This is a genomic window from Pseudomonas botevensis (genome assembly GCF_019145475.1).
GTDB lineage: Bacteria > Pseudomonadota > Gammaproteobacteria > Pseudomonadales > Pseudomonadaceae > Aquipseudomonas > Aquipseudomonas botevensis.
The window spans coordinates 37,964-58,342 of record NZ_JAHTKI010000011.1 but is presented as its reverse complement, the minus strand read 5'-3'; the positions used below and the strand labels follow the sequence as shown (position 1 = coordinate 58,342).

General features: G+C 60.3%; 22 protein-coding genes, 1 pseudogene and 1 riboswitch. Of the genes and pseudogenes, 14 read left to right on the top strand and 9 right to left on the bottom strand.

All coding sequences use genetic code 11. The features are described 5' to 3' along the window. Window positions 1-21: 21 nt before the first annotated feature. The 3 genes from brnQ (at window position 22) to KVQ74_RS15935 (ending at window position 2,630) form a co-directional block, all read left to right on the top strand. Window positions 22-1,335 carry a branched-chain amino acid transport system II carrier protein gene (brnQ, locus tag KVQ74_RS15945; protein ID WP_217832131.1) on the top strand — a complete coding sequence of 438 codons (1,314 nt, stop codon included), beginning with the start codon at window positions 22-24 and terminating at the stop codon, window positions 1,333-1,335. A gap of 156 nt (window positions 1,336-1,491) precedes the next feature. Next, window positions 1,492-2,229: a DUF599 domain-containing protein gene (locus tag KVQ74_RS15940; protein WP_217832130.1), complete on the top strand. Its 738-nt coding sequence runs from the start codon at window positions 1,492-1,494 to the stop codon at window positions 2,227-2,229. Next, a complete protein-coding gene (locus KVQ74_RS15935) occupies window positions 2,229-2,630 on the top strand; it encodes an MAPEG family protein (RefSeq protein ID WP_217832128.1) in 402 nt (133 codons plus the stop codon). Before KVQ74_RS15940 ends, KVQ74_RS15935 begins: the two co-directional genes overlap by 1 nt. Window positions 2,631-2,707: 77 nt before the next feature. Here the strand turns inward: KVQ74_RS15935 and KVQ74_RS15930 are convergent, their stop codons facing one another. Further along, window positions 2,708-2,944 (bottom strand): hypothetical protein, encoded by a 237-nt coding sequence (locus KVQ74_RS15930; protein WP_011333123.1) that lies wholly within the window; start codon window positions 2,942-2,944, stop codon window positions 2,708-2,710. 158 nt (window positions 2,945-3,102) lie between these two features. Between KVQ74_RS15930 and KVQ74_RS15925 the strand changes: the two genes are divergently transcribed. The 4 genes from KVQ74_RS15925 (at window position 3,103) to KVQ74_RS15910 (ending at window position 6,811) form a co-directional block, all read left to right on the top strand. Then, window positions 3,103-3,579 carry a PaaI family thioesterase gene (locus KVQ74_RS15925; protein ID WP_217832126.1) on the top strand — a complete coding sequence of 159 codons (477 nt, stop codon included), beginning with the start codon at window positions 3,103-3,105 and terminating at the stop codon, window positions 3,577-3,579. Beyond that, the gene (locus tag KVQ74_RS15920; protein ID WP_217832125.1) at window positions 3,576-4,028 is read left to right on the top strand and encodes a PaaI family thioesterase; all 453 of its coding nucleotides are present in this window, start codon (window positions 3,576-3,578) and stop codon (window positions 4,026-4,028) included. The genes KVQ74_RS15925 and KVQ74_RS15920 overlap by 4 nt, the downstream gene beginning before the upstream one ends. Before the next feature lie 81 nt (window positions 4,029-4,109). Continuing rightward, window positions 4,110-6,014, top strand: coding sequence for a molecular chaperone HtpG (gene htpG / locus KVQ74_RS15915; RefSeq protein WP_217832123.1), 1,905 nt, complete (start codon window positions 4,110-4,112; stop codon window positions 6,012-6,014). Between the two features lie 68 nt (window positions 6,015-6,082). Continuing rightward, window positions 6,083-6,811: a dienelactone hydrolase family protein gene (locus tag KVQ74_RS15910; protein WP_217832122.1), complete on the top strand. Its 729-nt coding sequence runs from the start codon at window positions 6,083-6,085 to the stop codon at window positions 6,809-6,811. A 183-nt stretch (window positions 6,812-6,994) separates the two neighbouring features. Here KVQ74_RS15910 and KVQ74_RS15905 read toward each other — a convergent pair whose 3' ends face one another. From KVQ74_RS15905 to KVQ74_RS15895, 3 genes are all read right to left on the bottom strand, one after another. Continuing rightward, on the bottom strand, window positions 6,995-7,861 hold the full coding sequence (locus KVQ74_RS15905; RefSeq protein ID WP_217832120.1) for a pirin family protein: 867 nt from the start codon (window positions 7,859-7,861) through the stop codon (window positions 6,995-6,997). 61 nt (window positions 7,862-7,922) lie between these two features. Further along, window positions 7,923-8,339 carry an OsmC family protein gene (locus tag KVQ74_RS15900; RefSeq protein WP_217832118.1) on the bottom strand — a complete coding sequence of 139 codons (417 nt, stop codon included), beginning with the start codon at window positions 8,337-8,339 and terminating at the stop codon, window positions 7,923-7,925. Window positions 8,340-8,530: 191 nt separating this feature from the next. Then, window positions 8,531-8,707, bottom strand: coding sequence for a hypothetical protein (locus KVQ74_RS15895; protein ID WP_217832116.1), 177 nt, complete (start codon window positions 8,705-8,707; stop codon window positions 8,531-8,533). Here KVQ74_RS15895 and KVQ74_RS29595 point away from each other — a divergent pair. Together KVQ74_RS29595 and KVQ74_RS29590 are read left to right on the top strand one after the other, a co-directional pair. Then, a pseudogene (locus tag KVQ74_RS29595) lies at window positions 8,700-9,470 on the top strand (MCP four helix bundle domain-containing protein); the annotation flags it as partial. The gene KVQ74_RS15895 and the pseudogene KVQ74_RS29595 sit on opposite strands and share 8 nt — an antisense overlap. Continuing rightward, on the top strand, window positions 9,462-10,325 hold the full coding sequence (locus tag KVQ74_RS29590) for a methyl-accepting chemotaxis protein (protein ID WP_404822692.1): 864 nt from the start codon (window positions 9,462-9,464) through the stop codon (window positions 10,323-10,325). The pseudogene KVQ74_RS29595 and the gene KVQ74_RS29590, both read left to right, overlap by 9 nt. A 96-nt stretch (window positions 10,326-10,421) precedes the next feature. Here KVQ74_RS29590 and KVQ74_RS15885 read toward each other — a convergent pair whose 3' ends face one another. Genes KVQ74_RS15885 through purM form a run of 3 tightly spaced genes read right to left on the bottom strand, consistent with a single transcriptional unit; the run spans window position 10,422 to window position 12,852 of the window. Next, a complete protein-coding gene (locus KVQ74_RS15885) occupies window positions 10,422-11,135 on the bottom strand; it encodes a DUF3108 domain-containing protein (protein WP_217832113.1) in 714 nt (237 codons plus the stop codon). Between the two features lie 8 nt (window positions 11,136-11,143). Continuing rightward, on the bottom strand, window positions 11,144-11,794 hold the full coding sequence (gene purN / locus KVQ74_RS15880; protein WP_217832112.1) for a phosphoribosylglycinamide formyltransferase: 651 nt from the start codon (window positions 11,792-11,794) through the stop codon (window positions 11,144-11,146). Continuing rightward, window positions 11,794-12,852: a phosphoribosylformylglycinamidine cyclo-ligase gene (purM, locus tag KVQ74_RS15875; protein ID WP_217832110.1), complete on the bottom strand. Its 1,059-nt coding sequence runs from the start codon at window positions 12,850-12,852 to the stop codon at window positions 11,794-11,796. Before purM ends, purN begins: the two co-directional genes overlap by 1 nt. 375 nt (window positions 12,853-13,227) lie before the next feature. On the opposite strand from purM, the gene KVQ74_RS15870 reads away from it, so the two are divergent. From KVQ74_RS15870 to KVQ74_RS15850, 5 genes are all read left to right on the top strand, one after another. Further along, entirely contained in the window at window positions 13,228-14,286 is a 1,059-nt protein-coding gene (locus KVQ74_RS15870) for a DUF2066 domain-containing protein (protein WP_217832108.1), read from the top strand. A 36-nt stretch (window positions 14,287-14,322) separates the two neighbouring features. Continuing rightward, entirely contained in the window at window positions 14,323-15,396 is a 1,074-nt protein-coding gene (locus tag KVQ74_RS15865; protein ID WP_217832106.1) for an AI-2E family transporter, read from the top strand. Between the two features lie 222 nt (window positions 15,397-15,618). After that, the gene (hda, locus tag KVQ74_RS15860) at window positions 15,619-16,323 is read left to right on the top strand and encodes a DnaA regulatory inactivator Hda (protein ID WP_217832104.1); all 705 of its coding nucleotides are present in this window, start codon (window positions 15,619-15,621) and stop codon (window positions 16,321-16,323) included. Between the two features lie 224 nt (window positions 16,324-16,547). Beyond that, a complete protein-coding gene (locus KVQ74_RS15855; RefSeq protein WP_217832103.1) occupies window positions 16,548-17,168 on the top strand; it encodes a C40 family peptidase in 621 nt (206 codons plus the stop codon). Between the two features lie 218 nt (window positions 17,169-17,386). Further along, the gene (locus KVQ74_RS15850) at window positions 17,387-17,923 is read left to right on the top strand and encodes a C40 family peptidase (protein ID WP_217832101.1); all 537 of its coding nucleotides are present in this window, start codon (window positions 17,387-17,389) and stop codon (window positions 17,921-17,923) included. Window positions 17,924-17,983: 60 nt separating this feature from the next. Here KVQ74_RS15850 and KVQ74_RS15845 read toward each other — a convergent pair whose 3' ends face one another. Beyond that, window positions 17,984-19,297: a PQQ-dependent sugar dehydrogenase gene (locus KVQ74_RS15845; protein ID WP_217832099.1), complete on the bottom strand. Its 1,314-nt coding sequence runs from the start codon at window positions 19,295-19,297 to the stop codon at window positions 17,984-17,986. A gap of 66 nt (window positions 19,298-19,363) precedes the next feature. Then, the gene (locus tag KVQ74_RS15840) at window positions 19,364-19,948 is read right to left on the bottom strand and encodes a hypothetical protein (protein ID WP_217832097.1); all 585 of its coding nucleotides are present in this window, start codon (window positions 19,946-19,948) and stop codon (window positions 19,364-19,366) included. Between the two features lie 153 nt (window positions 19,949-20,101). Beyond that, window positions 20,102-20,334, top strand: a riboswitch (cobalamin riboswitch). Window positions 20,335-20,379 lie beyond the last annotated feature (45 nt).

The following is a 20,379-nucleotide window of genomic DNA, read 5'->3' as shown; positions in this document are numbered from 1 at the left end:
CAGTAGTGTGGTATTTCCTTAATGAAAGTTTTGAAAGGTCAGGACATCCTGGCACTTGGTTTCATGACATTTGCCCTGTTCGTCGGGGCCGGCAACATCATCTTCCCGCCTATCGTCGGTTTGCAGTCCGGACCCAATGTCTGGATGGCGGCGCTGGGCTTCCTGATCACCGCCGTCGGTCTGCCGGTGATCACTGTCGTCGCGCTGGCCAAGGTCGGTGGCGCGATGGACACCCTGAGCAGCCCGATCGGCAAGATCGCCGGTGGTCTGCTGGCTGCTGCCTGCTACCTGGCGGTCGGACCGCTGTTCGCCACTCCGCGTACCGCGACCGTATCGTTCGAAGTGGGCCTGGCGCCGCTGACCGGCGAGAGCCCGCTGGCGCTGTTCCTCTATAGCTCGGTGTACTTCCTGCTGGTGTTCTTCATTTCGCTCTATCCGGGCCGTCTGCTGGACACCGTGGGGCGTTTCCTCGCGCCGCTGAAGATCATTGCCCTGGCGGTACTCGGCATCGCCGCGTTCGCGCTGCCGGCCGGTGATATCGGTGTCGCAACGCCTGAGTACGTCGCCGCGCCGTTCTCCCAGGGCTTCATCAATGGTTACCTGACCATGGATACCCTGGGCGCACTGGTGTTCGGCATCGTCATCGTCAACGCGATCCGCTCCCGTGGCGTCGAGTCACCGGCGCTGATTACCCGCTACGCGATCATTGCCGGTCTGATTGCCGGTGTCGGTCTGGCGCTGGTGTATGTCAGCCTGTTCCGCCTCGGTTCCGGCAGCCATGAAGTCGCGGCCGGCGCCACCAACGGCGCGGCGGTGCTGCATGCTTATGTGCAACACACCTTCGGCTCGTTGGGCAGTGGTTTCCTCGCGGTGCTGATTTCCCTGGCGTGCCTGGTGACGGCGGTCGGTCTGACCTGCGCCTGCGCCGAATACTTCAGCCGCGTGCTGCCGCTGTCCTACAAGAGCCTGGTGATCATCCTGGCGGCGTTCTCGCTGCTGGTGTCCAACCTGGGCCTGACCAAGCTGATCGCGTTCTCGATTCCGGTCCTGACCGCGATCTACCCGCCATGCATCGTTCTGGTGGCTCTGAGCTTCTGCAAGGACTTCTGGCATGAACAAGGCCGCATCATCGGCCCGGTGATGCTGGTGTCGTTCCTGTTCGGCACCATCGACGCCCTCAAAGGCGCCGGTCTGGCCGACTGGATGCCGTCGCAACTGGCACACCTTCCACTGAGCGAGCAGGGCCTGGCGTGGCTGGTGCCGTCGGTCATGACCCTGGCGGTCGCCTTCGTGTGTGATCGTCTGCTGGGCAAGCGCAGCGAAGCCCTGGCGTAACGAACGCTGACCGATCTGCCAAAAGCGGGTCTGGAGCGATTAAACAGAAATGCCCCGTATCAATCGATGCGGGGCATTTTTTATGGGCGTGAGGCAGTGTCTTTTTCCCTGAGCTAACGTCGAAGGGGTGCCGAAATCTTCATCACAAGGAATTGCATGTCGTTCATCCAAGCCAACCTGATCCACTTGCTCGCCGCTGTCTGGTTTGTCATCTGCTGGGGCGGTTACACCCGTTATGCCACCTGGAAGGGCCGCGACACGGCTTGCCTGGCCAGTGTGCTGCATTTGTACCGAGAAGACTGGATGCGCCGCATGCTGCTGCGGGACAACCGCATCGCCGACGCCAGCGTGATCGGCAATCTTGAACGTAATGCCTCGTTCTTCGCGTCCAGCACCCTGATCATTCTTGCCGGCATTCTCACTGTCCTCGGCGCATCCGAGCGCGCGGTGTCGTTGCTGGCGGACATTCCGATGGTGCAGCAGGCCTCCCAGGGCATGTCGGAAATCAAGCTGCTGTGCCTGGCGCTGGTGTTCGTCTACGCCTTCTTCACGTTCAGTTGGTGCATGCGCCAGTACAACTTCGCGGCCATTCTGGTCGGTTCGGCGCCGATGATCGGTGAGCGGCAAGTCTCCGAACAGGAACGCAAGGCGTTCGCTTCGCGGGCCGCAAGGGTGATTTCGATGGCGGCCAATCAGTTCAACTTCGGCCTGCGTTCCTATTACTTCGGCATGAGCATGCTGGCGTGGTTCGTCAGCCCGTGGCTGTTCATGTTGATGAGCGCCGGCGTGGTGCTGGTTTTGTATCGCCGGGAGTTTCATTCCGATGTTCTGGATGTAATGGTCTATACCCCTACAGAGGCGCCGTTGCCCGAAGCGAACAAAGAGGCTGCTTGATGAGTATTCCGTTCTGGTGTGTGTTTATCAGTGCATTGTTGATTTACATCGCGCGTATGCCGGTGGCTCGAGCGATGAAAGAGCAGGGTGGTTACAACAACCATTTGCCGCGTCAGCAGCAGGCGCAATTGACCGGGTTTGGCGCCCGGGCGCTGGCCGCACATCAGAACAGCATCGAAGCGTTCATTCTGTTTGCGGTCGGTGTGCTGATGGCGCACACCACACAGACGGCGGGGTGGTTGATCGATACTCTGGCAATCATCTTTGTGATTGCGCGAATCATCTACTTGTTGTGTTACTGGGCTGATCTGGCCTGGCAGCGCAGCCTGGTCTGGCTGGTCGGGTTAGTGTGCAGCTTGTTACTGATGATTAGTCCGACTTTTAGAACCTTAGTGCTCTAATGGCGTATCACCGAAAATTGACAGGCAAAAGAAAACCCGCACTTGGCGGGTTTTCTTTTATTGCAGCGAGAAGCGACTTATTGCTTCTTGGCGGCTTCTTCTTGCGCGGCAGCGTTCGATTCGGCCTGATCTTTGGCGGCTTCGGCGTTTTCTTTCGCCGCGTCGTTCACTTTATCCTGAGCCTCATTCATTTTCTGCTGAGCTTGTTCAGCATGTTGGTTGGCATCTTGAGCTTTGTCCTCGGATTTTTTATCGCAGGCGGCGAGACCGAGGGAAGCGGTCAACATCAAGGCAATAGCTAAAGTCTTACGCATGGGGTGTTTCTCCTTATGGAAAATAACTACTGGCCTTAAGAGCGCGACGCCAAGGGTTAAGTTCCTCATTTCTCACAGATATATAAGTTTGTTTTGCAATGGAACTTTTGCTGTTCTCTCCACTACCGCAAACAGCGACTAATACGAGTAATCATCAAATGGCCGAAAACCCCATTTTTGAGCGTGCGATACGATTTCTTTCGGCGTTGCGTCATTGTCAGGTGCTGGGTTTGCGCGTCCACAGCGCCAGCAATGACGGGTTGACCGTAGTCCTGCCGTACAGCGCAAAAATCGTTGGCAATCCGCAGACCGGTGTCATCCACGGTGGCGCCCTGACGTCGCTGATGGATACCGCTTGTGGCATGTCGACCCTGTGCGTTCTGCCGGAATTCGAGGTTTGCCCGACCCTCGACCTGCGCATCGACTACATGCACGCCGCCGAGCCGCACAAGGATGTGTTCGGTTTCGCGCAATGCTATCGGGTCACCACCGACGTGATCTTCGCCCGTGGTTTTGCCTACCAGGACGACCCCGACCGCCCGATCGCACACGCGGTCGGCACATTCATGCGTATGGGCAAGGGGCTCAAGGGCACCAAGGGATTTGGCGGCGTGATCAAGGGAGATGGCCAATGAGTGACGATCTCAAGCAGCAACTGCAAGCCGCGCACGAAAAGGGTGATTACGCGCCGCTGCTGGCGCTGATCCCCTACGCCGGGCTGATTGGCGTCGAGTGTTCGCGGGTCGGTGATGATTTGCTGTTCAAGCTGCCGGCGAACAAGGACAACATTGGTAACCCGATATTGCCGGCGATCCATGGCGGGGTGATCGCCGGGTTCATGGAGCTGGCCGCCGCCCTCCATCTGTTGATTTTCACTGGCGCGCCGGGCGTGCCGAAGATCATCGACTTCTCCCTGGATTACCTGCGTGCCGGGCAGTTTCGCGACACCTGGGCCAAGTGTCAGGTGTGTCGCCAGGGGCGGCGGGTGGCGAACGTCGCGATCACGGCTTGGCAGACCACCGAAGGCGAGCCTATTGCCACCGCCCGCGCGCACTTCAAAATCGATGAGCCCTTGAAATCCTGAACACCGCCCCCAACTCAGATGACAACCCGCCGCAGACCATCTGGGTCGCGGCCAATGCCATCTGATTGGAGTTTGATGACCATGAGTGTGGAAACTCAAAAGGAAACCCTGGGCTTCCAGACCGAGGTGAAGCAACTGCTGCACCTCATGATCCATTCGCTGTATTCCAACAAGGAAATCTTCCTTCGCGAATTGATCTCCAACGCCTCTGACGCCGTCGACAAGCTGCGCTTCGAAGCCCTGGCCAAGCCTGAGTTGCTCGAAGGTGGCGCTGAACTGAAAATCCGTGTGAGCTTCGACAAGGACGCCAAGACCGTCACCCTCGAAGACAACGGTATCGGCATGAACCGTGATGATGTGATCACCCACCTGGGGACCATCGCCAAATCCGGCACTGCCGACTTCATGAAAAACCTGTCCGGCGATCAGAAGAAGGATTCGCACCTGATCGGTCAGTTCGGCGTAGGTTTCTACTCCGCGTTCATTGTCGCCGACAAGGTTGACGTCTACAGCCGTCGTGCCGGCGCCGCTGCCAGCGAAGGCGTGCACTGGTCGTCGAAAGGCGAGGGCGAGTTTGAGGTCGCCACCATCGACAAGGCCGAGCGCGGTACGCGCATCGTCCTGCACCTGAAATCCGGCGAAGACGAATTCGCCGATGGCTGGCGCCTGCGCAATATCGTCAAGAAGTACTCCGACCACATCGCTCTGCCGATCGAGTTGCCGAAAGAAGCCGCCGCAGCCGAGGGCGAAGAGCAACCAGCCGTTGAGTGGGAAACCGTCAACCGCGCCAGCGCCCTGTGGACCCGTCCTCGCACCGACGTGAAGGATGAGGAATACCAGGAGTTCTACAAGCACATCGCCCACGACTTCGAAAACCCGCTGGCCTGGAGCCATAACAAGGTCGAAGGCAAGCTCGAGTACAACTCGTTGCTGTACGTGCCGGCCCGTGCGCCGTTCGATCTGTACCAGCGTGAAGCGCCGAAAGGCCTGAAGCTGTACGTGCAGCGCGTGTTCGTGATGGATCAGGCCGAGTCGTTCCTGCCGCTGTACCTGCGTTTCATCAAGGGTGTGGTCGATTCCAACGACCTGTCGCTGAACGTGTCGCGGGAAATCCTGCAGAAAGACCCGATCATCGACTCGATGAAGTCGGCGCTGACCAAGCGTGTGCTGGACATGCTGGAAAAACTGGCGAAGAACGAGCCTGAGCAATACAAGGGCTTCTGGAAGAACTTCGGTCAGGTCATGAAAGAAGGCCCGGCGGAAGATTTCGCCAACAAGGAAAAGATCGCCGGTCTGCTGCGTTTCGCATCGACCAATGGCACCGACGACGAGCAGATCGTCGGTCTGGCCGACTACCTGGCCCGTGCCAAGGAAGGTCAGGACAAGATTTACTACCTCACCGGCGAAACCTACGCGCAGGTCAAGAACAGTCCGCACCTGGAAGTCTTCCGCAAGAAAGGCATCGAAGTGCTGCTGCTGACCGACCGCATCGACGAGTGGCTGATGAGCTACCTCAGCGAGTTCGACGGCAAGAGCTTCGTCGACGTGGCCCGTGGTGACCTCGATCTGGGCAACCTGGACTCGGAAGAGGACAAGAAGGCCGCAGAAGAAGTCGCCAAGTCCAAGGAAGCGCTGGTCGAGCGTCTGAAAACCGCGCTGGGCGAGTCCGTGGCGGAAGTCCGGGTTTCCCATCGTCTGACCGATTCGCCGGCCATTCTGGCGATCGGCGAGCAGGATCTGGGTCTGCAGATGCGCCAGATTCTCGAGGCGAGCGGGCAGAAGGTGCCGGATTCGAAGCCGATCTTCGAATTCAACCCGAGCCATCCGTTGATCGAGAAGCTCGACAACGAGTCCAGCGAAGAGCGTTTCGGCGAACTGTCGCACATCCTCTTCGACCAGGCGGCCCTGGCGGCCGGCGACAGCTTGAAGGATCCTGCGGCCTATGTGCGCCGCCTGAACAAGCTGCTGGTTGAACTGTCCGCTTGATCACGTTGTAGAAAAACCCGCTTCGGCGGGTTTTTTCATTCTGGTATTGAACAATTCAGGAGTCAGAAATGAGCCAAGTCACTGTACGTTCGGTGGTCTATCAGATTGATGGCCAGCCATATGAAGGCCGTTTGGCGTTCGACGCCGATCACAAAGGTGCTCGACCGGGGCTGCTGATGGCACCGAACTGGATGGGTGTCAGTGCCGGCGCGGAAGATATTGCCAAGTCGGTGGCGGCCAAGGGCTATGTGGTGTTGATTGCCGACATCTATGGTCAAGCGGTACGGCCACAGAATGCCGATCAGGCTGGTGCGGCAATGATGCCGCTGAAGAATGACCGGGCCCTGCTGCGCAAGCGGATGCAGGCTTCGTTCGAGCAGTTGCAGGCGCAAGGAGAAGCGGCGGTCGATATGTCGAAACTGGCGGTATTCGGTTTCTGCTTCGGCGGTTGCTGTGCGCTGGATCTGGCCCGTACCGGTGCGCCGGTGAAAGCGGCGGTCTCGTTCCATGGCACGCTGGATTCACCGAACCCGGCGGATGCGAAGAATATCAAGGGCTCGGTGCTGGTGCTGCATGGCGCTTCCGACCCGCTGGTGCCAAAAGAGCAACTGCCGGCATTCGAAGAGGAAATGAATGCGGCGGGCGTGGATTGGCAATTGCTGAGCTACGGCGGCGCGGTGCATTCGTTCACTGATCCGCATGCCAATGTGCCGGGCAAGATGATGTACGACGCGAAGACGGCGGCGCGGGCATTCAAATCGATGCATGACTTGCTGGACGAGGTGTTCAAGGGCTGATGGCCCTGAAGCCAAGGTAAAAGCCCCTCTCCCTGACCCTCTCCCGGAGGGAGAGGGGACTGACCATGGGTTGCTCGGGAACTGCGTTGACCTGAGAATCCATTATCGAATGGGTCTTTCAGGTCGATAGATGGCGCAAGACACTTCGGTCGGCTCCCTCTCCCTCCGGGGGAGGGTAGCGGTTTAACGGGGTAGCTCGATGCGCTCGACTTCCCCCGGCACCGTCGGCCAATCCCCGGCCGCCCATTTACGCCGCGCCTCATCGATCGCCGCCGGATCGCTCGCAACAAAATTCCAGTTGATCCGTCGTGGCCCGTCCAGTGGCGCGCCGCCGAACAGCACGGCATGCGTATCGCTGTTGGCAAACAGCGTCATCTCTTCCCCGGCAGGCAATACCACCAGTGCATGGGGCTCCACCGTCTCGCCGTTCAGTTGCACGTCGCCGCTCAACACATACAACGCCCGTTCCTCATGTTCGGTGGGGATCAGCAGGGTGGTCGCGGTCTGCATCTTCAATTCGGCGTACAGCGTAGGAGAAAGCACCGGCACCGGCGATTCCAGGCAAAAGCCTGACCCGGCAATCATCCGGATCTGCACGCCGAGGTTATCGCTGACCGGCAAAGTCGCGGCCGGGTGATGGCTGTAATGCCCGGGGCCTTGCTCGTGATCTTTTGGCGAGGCCAGCCAGATCTGCAAGCCATGCATCGTAAAGCTGCGCTCCCACAAGGCTTCGGGCGTGCGCTCGACATGGGCGATGGCGCTGCCGGCGGTCATCCAGCTGACGTCGCCGGCATTGACCACCTGATCCGAACCCAGGCTGTCCTTGTGCTGGATCTGTCCTTCAAACAAATAGGTGAGGGTCGACAGACCTATGTGCGGATGCTGTCGGATGTTCATGCCTTTGCCCGTCGGATAAACCGTTTCGAGCATGTGGTCGAAAAACACGAAAGGCCCGACATTGCGGCATTTGGCTGACGGCAGAGGGCGCAGGATCGGCTGGCCTTCGACGTCTTCGGCGCGCGGGCGGATGATCAGGGGTTGGCTGTCCATGGGGTATTCCAGGCGGGGCGGGTGATGCGCGGAGCATAACCCGCCAGAGGCGTCGTGGTGATTACTGGCTGTCGAAGCCTTGTGGGGCGTGGGTTTCGATGGTGACTTCGCTGGTGGTCATCAGTTTGTGAATCGGGCAACGGTCGGCAACGCGCAGCAACTCCTCGCGCTGGGCGTCGGTGAGCACGCCTTTGAGGGTCAGTGTGACGTGCAGGGCGTATTTGCCTTTCTGTTCCTGGCTGTTGTCGCGTTTGACCTCGACGCCCACGCCGGTCAGCGGAATGTCTTTCTTCTTCGCGTAGATCTTCAGGGTCAGGGCCTTGCAGGCACCGAGCGCGGCGTCGAAGTAATCGTGGGGCTCGGGTGCCGAGCCTTCGCCGCCGGCGGCAAGCGGCGCGTCGGCAAACAATTCGTGGTCATCGATTTGTACGGTGTGACGATAGCCTTCAGCGGAGACGGTATTGACGGTAACGGTCATGGGAACCTCACAAGCAGTAGGAAAAGTCATTCGATCAAAAAAGACCTTGCAGTTATAGAGCATTCCCACAGAGGCGCGTTCCACTTTCCTGCAAGGACGAATCCTGATGGTCAGGTAGGGTCTAGCCTATGCCTGTCTGCCGGAGATTAATTGTGTCGGTGTTTCGTCTGACGTTATCGATCTTGCCGCGATCAGTGCCCAAGTCCGAGAAAACGACGCTGAATCGTTAATGCCGAGGGTTCGAAGTAGTAAGGCCTTTTGATATCACCTTTTGGTCTTACGCATTTTTTCTCAGGGCCGATACCTTCTAAAGCAACCAGCTGCAGGGTTGATGCAGCGCTTTTGGAAGGAGCCAGAGCAATGAGCATCCGTAGTCTCAATATTGCCCCTCGTGCCGGCATGGGGTTCGGCCTGCTGGCGCTGATGGTGTTTGCCCTCGGCGCGTTCGCCCTGTTGCAGATGTCCAACATGCGCGCGCAGTCCGATGAGGTCGACAACAACTGGCTGCCCAGTGTGATGGCGGTCGGTGAAATGAGTCAGGACATGCTGCGGCTGCGAGCGCTGACCATGCGTCTGTTGCTCAATCGCGATCAGCAAGCCCTCGATCAGAACGTTGCCAAGCTCAACGAACTGCGTGGTGTGCTGAGTGAGGCGCAGCAGCGCTACGATGTGTTGATCGTGCTGCCCGAGGAGCGTGCGCTGTTTGATCGCTTCAAGGTTGCCGAGCATAAGTATCTGGAGCTTCAGGCGCAGGTCATGGTCTTGTCCGCGCAGGGCAAGGTTGATGAGGCAGCGGCGATTCTCAATGGGCAGATGAACCCGCTGGCCGATGAGATCGCGGTCACCCTGCGCGAACTGGTGGAACTGAACAAGCACAATGCCAACCTCGCCACTGAAGCGGCGCGGCTGGTGTTCATCAATTCGCGGGTGTGGGTCGGGGTGATGATCGGCCTCACCGCGCTGATCACCGTTGGCCTGGCGCTGCTGCTGACTCGCAGCATTGTGGTGCCGCTGGCGCAATCTCTGGGGGTCGCCGAGGTGGTGGCGGGCGGCGATCTGACCGGCGATATCCGCATCATCGGCACGGATGAGCCGGCGCGACTGCTGCATGCGCTCAAGAGCATGCAACACAGTCTGCGCGACACCATCCGGCGGATCTCCGAATCCTCCAGCCAGTTGGCCTCGGCTTCCGAAGAGCTGAGTTGCGTCACCGAAGACGCTACGCGCGGGCTGCATCAGCAGAGCCTGGAGATCGAGCAGGCGGCCACGGCGGTGAACCAGATGACGGCGGCCGTGGAGGAAGTGGCGAGCAACGCCGTGGCGACCTCCGAGGCGTCGCGCGAGTCGGATCGCATTGCCCAGCATGGTCGCGAGCAGGTGCAGCAGACGGTGTCGTCCATCGAGTTGCTGGCCGACGATGTCACCGCCAATGCGAGCCAGGTCGAGGATCTGGCGCAAAAGGTCTACGGTATCAGCAAAGTGCTGGAGGTGATTCGCTCGATTGCCGAGCAGACCAATCTGCTGGCGTTGAACGCGGCGATCGAGGCTGCCCGTGCCGGTGATGCCGGGCGCGGTTTTGCGGTGGTGGCCGATGAGGTTCGGGCGTTGGCTCATCGCACCCAGCAATCGACCCGGGAAATCGAGCAGATGATCGGCGGCATCCAGCAGGGCACCGATTCGGCGGTCAGCTCGATGCAGCAAAGCAACGTCCGCGCCCGGTCGACCCTGGAGCTGGCAAAAGCCGCCGGGGTGGCGCTGGAGGAAATTGCCTCGGCGTTTACCTTGATCAACGAACGCAATCTGGTGATCGCCAGCGCCTCGGAAGAACAGGCGGCGGTGGCGCGGGAAGTTGACCGCAATCTGATGAATATCCGTGATCTGGCCATGCAGACTTCGGCCGGTGCCAATCAGACCAGTGCAGCGAGCCAGGAACTGTCGCGGCTGGCGGTGGATTTGAACAGTATGGTGGCGAAGTTTTCGGTGTGAGCCGGGAGCCTGCCTAAACAACACACGTAGAACCTGCGTCGAATCGCAGACGAAAAAAAGCCCCGCAAATGCGGGGCTTCTCGATATCGCAGCAGATCAACTGCCTTTAACGGTTTTCCCGTTGACCGTGCCGTCCAGGAGCATGATGTTGTACTCCTTGCCGTCGGTTTCGACCTGTTGCAGGCGCACCAGCAGGTAATCCCAATCCTTGGCGAACCACAGGACGGTGATGCGTTTGCTTTGTGTCGGATCGCGCACGCGCTCGACCTTGATCGCTTCGATCTGGCCGGCCTTGGTTTCAACTTTCTCCGAACCCAGTACGCGGAAGTCATAGGTATCGACTTCGCCGCCATCAACGACCTGATAGCTCATGGTCTTCTTGCCGGCCGCCACGTCATGCTGCAGCGCGAGCTGGTAGGTGGACTTGTCGACCATGCCGCGATTCAGCGGGACCTTCACCGCATCGCCACGGTCGGTGCCGGTGACCATTTTGCTGTTCCAGTCGAAATCCAGATCCGCCTTTTTCGCCTTGCCCAGGCCGCCACGTTCGAAGTGGTAGGACTGCGGCAGCAAGGTGTCCTTGTCGAGGGTCAGGGTGCTTTCCTCGGACAGGCTGGCGATCATCATCGAGGCTTTGAAGCTGAGTTTCCAGACGCCGTTGGCTTCCTTGGTCAGGCTGCGCGAGGCGGTGCCGCTCATGGGCAACTGCTTCCAGTCGGCGGTATAGCTGGCGGAGAACGGTTGAAGATCGGCCGCCTGCGCGAAAGGCAGGGCAAGCAGAGCGCAAGCGAAGAGCAGGGCGCGACGCATAATATCTCCTAGTTTCGAATCAAGTGGCCGCTGGCCGCGAGTAACTGGCCATCCAGTAAAGCACCTTGTTCGCCGAGGGTCAGTCGTCCTTCGGCAAACCAGCGTACGGCCAGCGGGTAGATCAGGTGTTCCTGAACGTGAACCCGTTGCGCCAGACTCTGCGGCGAATCGTGCAACTCTACCGGTATTACTGCCTGTACGACCAGTGGTCCGCCATCGAGTTCCTCGGTGACGAAGTGTACGGAGCAGCCGTGCTCGGCGTCGCCGGCCTCCAGCGCGCGCTGATGAGTGTGTAACCCTTTGTATTTGGGCAGCAGCGACGGGTGGATGTTGAGCAGGCGACCCTGGTAGTGGCGAACGAAGTCAGCGCTGAGGATGCGCATGAACCCGGCCAGGACCACGAGTTTGGGATGGAATTCGTCGATCAGTTCGATCAGTGCGGCATCGAAGGCCTCGCGACCTTCGAATGCCTTGTGATCCAGCGAGCGGGTGGCGATACCCGCCTCGCTGGCGCGTTGCAGGCCGTAGGCGTCGGCGCGGTTGGAAATCACCGCAGCGATGCGAACCGGGCTGTCGCCGGTCCGCGTGCTGTCGATCAGGGCCTGCAAGTTACTGCCGGTGCCGGACAGCAGCACCACGACATCACAGGTATTTGGCATCAGTGAGCCTTGAGGTTTTTCAGCTCGACCTGCGCAGCGCCTTCGGGGGCTGCAGCGATCTGGCCGATGACCCAAGGCTGCTCGCCGGCATCACGCAGGGTGTTCAGTGCGGTTTCGACGTGCTCCTGAGCCACGCAGATCACCATGCCCACGCCGCAGTTCAGCACGCGGTGCATCTCGGTTTCGTCGACGTTGCCTTTCTCTTGCAGCCAGTCGAACACGGCCGGACGGTTCCAGCTGGCGACGTCAACCACGGCTTGAGCGCCTTTTGGCAGAACGCGCGGGATGTTGTCCAGCAGGCCGCCACCGGTGATGTGGGCCATGGCTTTGACTGCGCCGGTGTCCTTGATCAGCTTGAGCAGCGGCTTCACGTAGATACGGGTTGGGGCCATCAGCAGTTCGGTCAGCGGCTTGCCGTCGAGCTGAACGGTTTCAATGTCGGCGCCGGACACTTCGATGATCTTGCGGATCAGCGAGTAGCCGTTGGAGTGCGGGCCGGAGGATGGCAGGGCGATCAGGGCATCACCGGTGGCAACCTTGGAGCCGTCGATGATTTCCGCTTTTTCCACGACGCCGACGCAGAAGCCGGCCAGGTCGTAGTCTTCGCCTTCGTACATGCCAGGCATTTCAGCGGTTTCGCCGCCGACCAGCGAGCAGCCAGCCAGTTCGCAGCCTGCACCGATGCCGGTGACCACGGTGGCGGCCACGTCGACGTTCAGTTTGCCGGTGGCGTAGTAGTCGAGGAAGAACAGCGGTTCGGCGCCGCATACCACCAGATCGTTGACGCACATGGCGACCAGGTCCTGGCCGATGCTGTCGTGCTTGTTCAGGTTCAGCGCCAGGCGCAGTTTGGTGCCGACGCCGTCAGTGCCGGAAACCAGCACTGGCTGCTTGTAGCCGGCCGGGATTTCGCAGAGGGCGCCGAAACCGCCCAGGCCGCCCATGACTTCCGGGCGCGCAGTGCGCTTGGCGACGCTCTTGATGCGTTCGACCAATGCTTCACCGGCGTCGATGTCTACACCGGCGTCCTTGTAGCTCAGGGAGGGTTGCTTGCTCATGATCCAGGCCTTTAGGGGAGGGGATTCAGGGGTAACGACCGAGTCCAGCGGGGACGCCGGAACCGACGGGGGCGATTGCCTCACGCGAGTTTCGAGGTGCCCGGCTGTTGCCGGTCTGCGAAGGCGCGCGATTTTATCAGGCTTGAGGGGCAGCGGCCATCCTCACGCCGACGGGCAGGGGCATATCGCCGGAATTTTTTTGCAATTGTCGCTGTAGGTGACATCACGGGTGCCTGTATAAGGAAGCCGTCTATCTTTAGGAAGAGCAAAAACTTACCGCCCGCGTGTGAATGTTTTGCAATGGCCTGTGGTCACAGGCTTGCTCAACCGGTTCACGCGGCCTGTTCCAGCCGCTCTTGTCGACGGGAATTCTCCATGCGTTTTTGTAAATTGCTGTTTGTGGGTTGTTTGTCGCTGGCAAGTCTTGCCAGTCACGCGGAAAACCTCAAAGGTCTGTATCAAGTGCGGCAACCGGTCACGGGCCAGGCGCCGGAAGAGCGTGACCGAGCCACGCAAGCGGCGCTGGACACCCTGGTGCTGCGCCTGACCGGTGACCCGAAAGCTCCGCAAAACCCTGGGCTGGCGGCGATTCGCAAGGATCCGCAGCAGATCATCAGCCAGTACGGCTTTGATGCCGGGCCGCCGGAAGTGCTGAAAGTCGATTTCGATCCGGGGACCACCGAGCAGGCCTTGCGCCGCGCCGGACTGGCGTTGTGGGGCGGCAATCGGCCGTCGATCCTGAGCTGGTGGCTGAACGATTCCGCCGAGGGCTCAAGCCTGGTCGGCGACGGCCAGGCCAGCGCGGCAGCGTTGCGCCGAGCTGCCCAGCACCGTGGGTTGCCACTGCACTTGCCGCTGGCAGATCTGAGCGAGCAGTTGGTGGCCACTGCGCCGACTCTGGAAGGCACCGATCCGGCGCCGTTGCGGGCGGCTTCAGAGCGCTACAGCGCTGACGCCTTGCTGGCGGTGCATGCCCGGGAAGAGGGCGGGCAGTGGCAGGCCAAATGGCATCTGTGGCTGGGGGATCAAAAGGAGGCCGGCAGCGTGCAGGGCGCCGATCAGGCGGCGGTCGCCGATGCGGTGATGCTCGCGGTTGCCGAGCGTCTGGCGCCACGGTTTGTCGCCAAGCCCGGCGCATCGGGGCAGCAGACCTTGGAAGTGCAGGGCATGAATCTGGAGCATTACGCGACACTGTTGCGCATGCTCGAACCGTTCGGCGTGCGTGTGCAAAGCGTCGATGGCGACCGGATCGTGTATCGGGTCAACGGCAGCGCCGACCAGTTGCGGGCGCAGCTGTCGCTGGCGAAATTGCAGGAGTTGCCGGCCGAGACGCCGGCGCCGGCTGCTGCGCCGGAACCTGTGGCTCCCGGAGCCGCACCGGTGGTTACACCGGCCCCGACACCAGCGGCGCCGGCATTGCGGTTTCGCTGGTAGGTTTTTCTTTCTTATATAGAAGCTATGGAGTGGTAAATGGCCGATACGCGGCGTTGGTTCTGGCTCGGTGGGGTGCTCCTGCTTTGCGCGTTTGTGTGGTTGCTGCACCCGATCCTCATGCCGTTTCTGGTGGCGCTGCTGCTCGCCTATCTGTTCGACCCGCTGGTGGATCGTCTGGAAAGGCTTGGCCTGTCGCGAACCTGGGGCGTGATCACGGTGTTTGCGCTGTTTACGCTGATTGTCACCACGTTGCTGCTGGTGCTGGTGCCGATGCTCGCCAAGCAGCTTTTGCGTCTGTACGAGCTTGCCCCGCAAATGCTCGACTGGCTGCAGCACACCGCATTGCCGTGGGCGCAGTCGAAGCTGGGGCTGTCGGATGGTTTCTGGAAGTTCGACAAGGTCAAGGCGGCGATCAGCGAACATATGGGGCAGACCACTGATATCGTCGGCGTGGTGCTGAGCCAGGCGACCGCTTCGAGCCTTGCGCTGATCGGCTGGCTGGCGAATCTGGTGCTGATCCCGGTGGTGAGTTTCTACCTGCTGCGTGACTGGGATCTGATGATGGCCAAGATCCGCAGCCTGCTGCCCCGTGACCGCGAGGAGCGCGTGGTGGCGCTGGCCGGTGAGTGTCATGAAGTGCTGGGGGCGTTTGTGCGCGGGCAATTGCTGGTGATGCTGGCGCTTGGGGTGATTTACGCGGCGGGCCTGATGATCGTCGGGCTGGAGCTGGGGTTGTTGATCGGCCTGATTGCGGGTTTGGCGGCCATCGTGCCGTACATGGGGTTTGTGATCGGGATCGGGGCGGCGCTGATTGCCGGGTTGTTCCAGTTCGGTGGCGAGCTGTATCCGATGATCGGGATCGTCGCGGTGTTCATGGTCGGCCAGGCGCTGGAAGGCATGGTGCTGACGCCATTGCTGGTCGGCGACCGGATCGGTCTGCATCCGGTGGCGGTGATCTTCGCGATTCTGGCCGGTGGCGAGCTGTTCGGCTTTACCGGTGTGTTGCTGGCGTTGCCGGTGGCGGCGGTGATCATGGTGCTGGTGCGCCATGTCCACGATCTGTACAAGGATTCCGACATCTATAGCGGTGTGGATGAGCCCGAGTTGTAGGTATCGCAGGCGGGCGGTTCGGTTATTCCATCGAATTGGCCCGCCTCGTGCGGGCGGTTCGGGTGTCGTGGTGTCAGAGAAACCGTCATAAAACCAGCAGGTTAACGCAAACCTTTGATTTTGCTTGGAGTCTGTCGCATTGTGCGCTCCGCCTCACGGGTATAAACTTCGCACACTTTACACAGAGGCCACTAACGGTTCCCTGAGAACCGTCCAGTCAGCATGGAACCAATTCAGCTGCCCCTAGGTGTGCGTCTGCGTGACGACGCCACCTTTATCAATTACTACCCAGGCGCCAATGCCGCTGCACTCGGCTATGTCGAGCGTCTCTGCGAAGCCGACGCCGGTTGGACCGAAAGCCTTATTTATCTGTGGGGCAAGCATGGGGTGGGGCGTACGCATCTGTTGCAGGCCGCATGTCTGCGTTTCGAGCAGATGGGTGAGCCGGCGGTATATCTGCCGCTGGCCGAGCTGATGGATCGCGGCATCGAAATTCTCGACAACCTCGAACAGTACGAACTGGTCTGCCTGGACGACCTGCAAGCCGTGGCGGGCAAGGCGGATTGGGAAGAGGCGCTGTTTCACCTGTTCAATCGTCTGCGCGACAGCGGTCGGCGCTTGCTGATTGCCGCGTCTACCTCGCCTCGTGAACTGCCGGTGAAACTCGCTGACTTGAAATCGCGCCTGACCCTGGCGCTGATTTTCCAGATGCGTCCGCTTTCCGATGAGGACAAGCTGCGCGCCCTGCAACTGCGCGCATCCCGTCGCGGCCTGCACCTGACCGACGAGGTCGGGCATTTTATTTTGACCCGTGGCACTCGCAGTATGAGTGCGCTTTTTGACCTGCTGGAGCAGCTCGATCAGGCCTCTTTGCAGGCTCAACGCAAGCTGACCATTCCCTTTCTGAAAGAAACCCTGGGCTGGTGAAAGCGCTTTAATACGCGGCTTTCAGCACGATCCGGCATATTTCAGGCGCCAGAAAATGCGCTTTCCCGTGGTTCCCACAGGCTGCGTCTCGATTCAAATAGGCTTAAGCGCTTAGATGTAAACGAGAAACTGGAAAGTCACAAAAAGATCGATTGAATTTGCAAATGAGGCTGATAGCGGGCATAGTCTCGGCTTCTTTACAACTATCAGCCACGGTCGTGCCCATGCTAAAGCGCTTCGCACCCCTCGTGCCTCTCGCACTCGTCACCCTGTTGTTCGGTTGCGCTGCTCATTCACCTGTTAATCAAGAGCAGCAACAACAGTTTAAAAATTCCGCTACCGCCCAGTCCTCCGTTATTTATCAGGAAGAGCTGGACACCGAGAAGGAGCTTGCCGAATTCAACGGCAAGAAGCCTTACGAGCTTCCGGTTCTGGCCGACAGCATCCTCGAACGCGGCATGTCCCTGATCGGTACTCGTTACCGTCTCGGCGGTACGTCTGAAGCCGGTTTCGATTGCAGCGGTTTCATCGGCTACCTGTTCCGCGAAGAAGCCGGCATGAACCTGCCGCGCTCGACCCGCGAAATGATCAACGTGGACGCTCCGCTGGTCTCGCGCAGCAACCTCGAGCCGGGTGATCTGCTGTTCTTCGCCACCAATGGTCGTCGCGGTCGTGTCAGTCACGCCGGGATCTACCTGGGCGACAACCAGTTCATCCACTCCAGCAGTCGTCGCAGCGGCGGTGTTCGCATCGACAGCCTGGGTGACAGCTACTGGAGCAAGACCTTCATCGAAGCCAAGCGTGCTTTGGCGAACGCTCCGACCGTGGTCACCGCCCGCAAGTAATCCTGCCGCTGTCGCTGCATTCGTGGCGATAAGCGGGCTTCGGCGGTCAGTAGACACAAACTTTACAAGGTGAAGTTAAAGTCTTACTTGAAGTTTGCCGCGTAGCCGCTAGAATCCAGATCTATATTGATGGCAAACCGCCTGCGTCCCAACGCAGGCGGTTTTGTTTTCTGTCGAATCGGCAGTAAAAGCCGCAGCCAGATCAGGATGTTCTGCATATGACGATGTCGGCCCGCCTCGCCCTGATGTTCTTCGCAGCGCTGCTCAGCGCCTGCGCCAGCCGTACTCCGCCGCCCGCGCCAGTGGTTCGCGCCCCGATCGTGTTCGGCCCCTCCCAAGCCTTTTCGCCTGCTGCCGAAGACGTGCTGTTCCGCGCGCTCGGCCTGGTCGGCACACCTTATCGCTGGGGCGGCAACACGCCTGACTCGGGTTTCGATTGCAGTGGCCTGATCGGTTTTGTCTACCGCGATGCGGCGGGCATCAGCCTGCCACGCTCGACCCGCGAGATGATCGTCATGCAGGCACCGAATGTCGGCAAGGAAGGCTTGCAGACCGGCGACCTGATCTTCTTCGCCACCAACGGCGGCTCGCAGGTCAGCCATGCGGGGATTTATGTCGGGGAAGGGCGTTTCGTTCACGCGCCGGCCACGGGCGGGACGGTGAAGCTGGACAGCCTCTCCAAGGCTTACTGGCAGAAGGCGTATCTGAGCGCCAAGCGAGTCCTGCAGCCGGAGCATCTGGCGCATAACCCTTAATACAAATTTCGAAAACAAATGTGGGAGCAAGGTTGCTCCCACATGTTGTTTGTGTCGACGTTACTTACTGGCCGACACCCGCCACACCTTGTTCCCCACATCATCCGCCACCAGCAAGCCACCTTGCTGGTCGATCACGACGCCCACCGGGCGGCCCAGGGCGTTTTCGTCCTTGTCGAGGAAACCGGTCAGCACATCCACCGGTTTCCCGTTCGGCTTGCCGGCGGCGAAGGGCACGAAAATCACTTTGTAGCCACTGTGCGGCTTGCGGTTCCACGAGCCGTGCTGGCCAATGAAGGCGCCTTCCTTGAATTGCGCCGGAAGGCGATTGCCCTCGGCGAAGGTCAGGCCCAGAGATGCCGTGTGCGGGCCGACGGCATAGTCCGGGGCGATGGCCTTGGCGACCAGATCCGGATTCTGAGGCTCCACACGTACGTCGACGTGTTGTCCGTAATAACTGAACGGCCAGCCGTAGAAGGCGCCATCCTTGACCGACGTGATGTAGTCCGGCACCAGGTCGCTGCCGATTTCGTCACGCTCGTTGACCGCCGTCCACAGTGCGCCGCTTTGCGGTTCCCAGGCCAGGCCGTTGGGGTTGCGGATGCCCGAGGCGAAGATCCGGTGATTGCCGGTGGCGCGGTCGACTTCCCAGATTGCGGCGCGACCTTCTTCCTGATCCAGGCCGTTTTCGCCGACGTTGCTGTTCGAGCCCACCGTCACATAGAGCTTGCTGCCGTCCTTGCTGGCGATGACGTTTTTCGTCCAGTGGTGATTCAGCGTGCCGCCCGGAAGGTCGGTGACCTTGATCGGCTGCGTCTTGATTTCAGTGGCGCCGGATTCGTAGTGGAAGCGCAGCAGGCGGTCGGTATCGGCGACGTACAGATCGTTGCCGACCAGAGTCATGCCGAACGGCGAGTTGAGGTTTTGCAGAAACACCGTGCGGGTCTCGGCGACGCCGTCGTGATCGGCATCGCGTAGCAGGGTGATGCGGTTGGGACTGGGCACGCCAGCACCTGCGCGTCCCATGACTTTTTTCATCACCCAGCCACGAATGCCCTTGCTGTCATCCGGTTTGGGCGGTGCGTTGGTTTCCGCCACCAGTACATCGCCGTTGGGCAGCACATACAACCAGCGCGGATGATCGAGGTTATCGGCAAACGCAGCCACCTGGGTGCCTGCGGCGGCTGTCGGTTTACCACCCGCCGGCCAGCCGGTCGCCGGGGCGATGTTCACCGTCGGGATCAGGGTCTTGTTCGGTTCGGGCAGTTTGGGTGATGGGCCGGTGCCGTCGGACACTTGCAGGCTGGACGACTCGCCGCACGCGGCAAGTCCGCCGGCGAAGGCGATGATGAAAACGAGCTGGGGCTTGCGCATTACTGATCTTCCCTATGAATGCATTCTTAATCATAGAGAAGGGCGCAAGCCCGATGGTTCAACCGGTCAGCCGCGCGCTTCCTTGAACAGTACGGCGATGCCCGGATGATAGTTGCCGGCATCGCTGTGCAATTTGCGGTACGCGTAGGGGAAATACCAGGCGACGGCGCAGGTGTGCTCCTTTTGCAGGTCGTCGACCATGTCTTGCAGCTCTTCGGGGCTGGCGCTGTGCTGGGCCTTTTGCGGCGCGACGAACAGGCAGCCGAGCTTCAGGTCGCTGGCATAGCTGATGCGCTTGGCATCGCTGGTGATCTCGGCCAAAGCCTGGCTGAGGTTGAGGTTGTTCACTCGCGGCCAGCGCTGCGTCGCCTGAATGAAGGCGCGATCCTCGGCGCCGGCGATGAGCAGGTCGGTGCGGGCATTGCGCTCGCCTTCCTCGTTCTGTTTGCGGGTGGCGGTGTCGCGCAGTGTCACCAGCTCAGCCATCCACGCGGCAGCGGACAACAGACCGAGGTTGGCTTTCTCGTCGTGCCAGTACGGCGTGTCGTTGTCGCCGCGCACGGTGTTGTAGCGGTCGATACAGTCAAACCAGCGTTCCAGCACCGGGCGCAGGAATTCCAGGCGCGGGTTGCTGATGATCATGCCTTGCATGGGGCTCACCTTGTTCTTGTCTGATGTGAGGGTGTGGCTCTTTGATATCACTTGTCTCAGTGTGGCACAAGATTGGCGCCAGATAATTGATCGACGGCAGTTATTCGCTCGGCGGCGTCCTCTTCAATTGACGCTCCACCCCCAACCCTCTAACCTTCGCGGCTTGTTTCAGGTGCTCTGTGACCGGTGTCGACAGAGTGAAACAGGGAAGCCGGTGAGGGTTGTCTTCAGGCGAAGAACGACTCCGATCCCGGCGCTGCCCCCGCAACGGTAAATGAGTGAAGACTGCGCCTTGTGCCACTGCGTCCGACGGCGACGCGGGAAGGCGCGCAGTCCGGCCGACGCCGCTCATGAGCCCGGAGACCGGCCTGATCCATCCAGCGGCATCACGGTGGGCGATGCCAGGCTTGTTGCCGTCTATTCTTGTGCCT

Bases quoted from the DNA above. Each gene is read 5' to 3' on its own strand.
- brnQ (WP_217832131.1), top strand. From the start codon at position 22: ATGAAAGTTTTGAAAGGTCAGGACATCCTGGCACTTGGTTTCATGACA.
- KVQ74_RS15940 (WP_217832130.1), top strand. From the start codon at position 1,492: ATGTCGTTCATCCAAGCCAACCTGATCCACTTGCTCGCCGCTGTCTGG.
- KVQ74_RS15935 (WP_217832128.1), top strand. From the start codon at position 2,229: ATGAGTATTCCGTTCTGGTGTGTGTTTATCAGTGCATTGTTGATTTAC.
- KVQ74_RS15930 (WP_011333123.1), bottom strand. From the start codon at position 2,944: ATGCGTAAGACTTTAGCTATTGCCTTGATGTTGACCGCTTCCCTCGGT.
- KVQ74_RS15925 (WP_217832126.1), top strand. From the start codon at position 3,103: ATGGCCGAAAACCCCATTTTTGAGCGTGCGATACGATTTCTTTCGGCG.
- KVQ74_RS15920 (WP_217832125.1), top strand. From the start codon at position 3,576: ATGAGTGACGATCTCAAGCAGCAACTGCAAGCCGCGCACGAAAAGGGT.
- htpG (WP_217832123.1), top strand. From the start codon at position 4,110: ATGAGTGTGGAAACTCAAAAGGAAACCCTGGGCTTCCAGACCGAGGTG.
- KVQ74_RS15910 (WP_217832122.1), top strand. From the start codon at position 6,083: ATGAGCCAAGTCACTGTACGTTCGGTGGTCTATCAGATTGATGGCCAG.
- KVQ74_RS15905 (WP_217832120.1), bottom strand. From the start codon at position 7,861: ATGGACAGCCAACCCCTGATCATCCGCCCGCGCGCCGAAGACGTCGAA.
- KVQ74_RS15900 (WP_217832118.1), bottom strand. From the start codon at position 8,339: ATGACCGTTACCGTCAATACCGTCTCCGCTGAAGGCTATCGTCACACC.
- KVQ74_RS15895 (WP_217832116.1), bottom strand. From the start codon at position 8,707: ATGCTCATTGCTCTGGCTCCTTCCAAAAGCGCTGCATCAACCCTGCAG.
- KVQ74_RS29590 (WP_404822692.1), top strand. From the start codon at position 9,462: ATGCAACACAGTCTGCGCGACACCATCCGGCGGATCTCCGAATCCTCC.
- KVQ74_RS15885 (WP_217832113.1), bottom strand. From the start codon at position 11,135: ATGCGTCGCGCCCTGCTCTTCGCTTGCGCTCTGCTTGCCCTGCCTTTC.
- purN (WP_217832112.1), bottom strand. From the start codon at position 11,794: ATGCCAAATACCTGTGATGTCGTGGTGCTGCTGTCCGGCACCGGCAGT.
- purM (WP_217832110.1), bottom strand. From the start codon at position 12,852: ATGAGCAAGCAACCCTCCCTGAGCTACAAGGACGCCGGTGTAGACATC.
- KVQ74_RS15870 (WP_217832108.1), top strand. From the start codon at position 13,228: ATGCGTTTTTGTAAATTGCTGTTTGTGGGTTGTTTGTCGCTGGCAAGT.
- KVQ74_RS15865 (WP_217832106.1), top strand. From the start codon at position 14,323: ATGGCCGATACGCGGCGTTGGTTCTGGCTCGGTGGGGTGCTCCTGCTT.
- hda (WP_217832104.1), top strand. From the start codon at position 15,619: ATGGAACCAATTCAGCTGCCCCTAGGTGTGCGTCTGCGTGACGACGCC.
- KVQ74_RS15855 (WP_217832103.1), top strand. From the start codon at position 16,548: ATGCTAAAGCGCTTCGCACCCCTCGTGCCTCTCGCACTCGTCACCCTG.
- KVQ74_RS15850 (WP_217832101.1), top strand. From the start codon at position 17,387: ATGACGATGTCGGCCCGCCTCGCCCTGATGTTCTTCGCAGCGCTGCTC.
- KVQ74_RS15845 (WP_217832099.1), bottom strand. From the start codon at position 19,297: ATGCGCAAGCCCCAGCTCGTTTTCATCATCGCCTTCGCCGGCGGACTT.
- KVQ74_RS15840 (WP_217832097.1), bottom strand. From the start codon at position 19,948: ATGCAAGGCATGATCATCAGCAACCCGCGCCTGGAATTCCTGCGCCCG.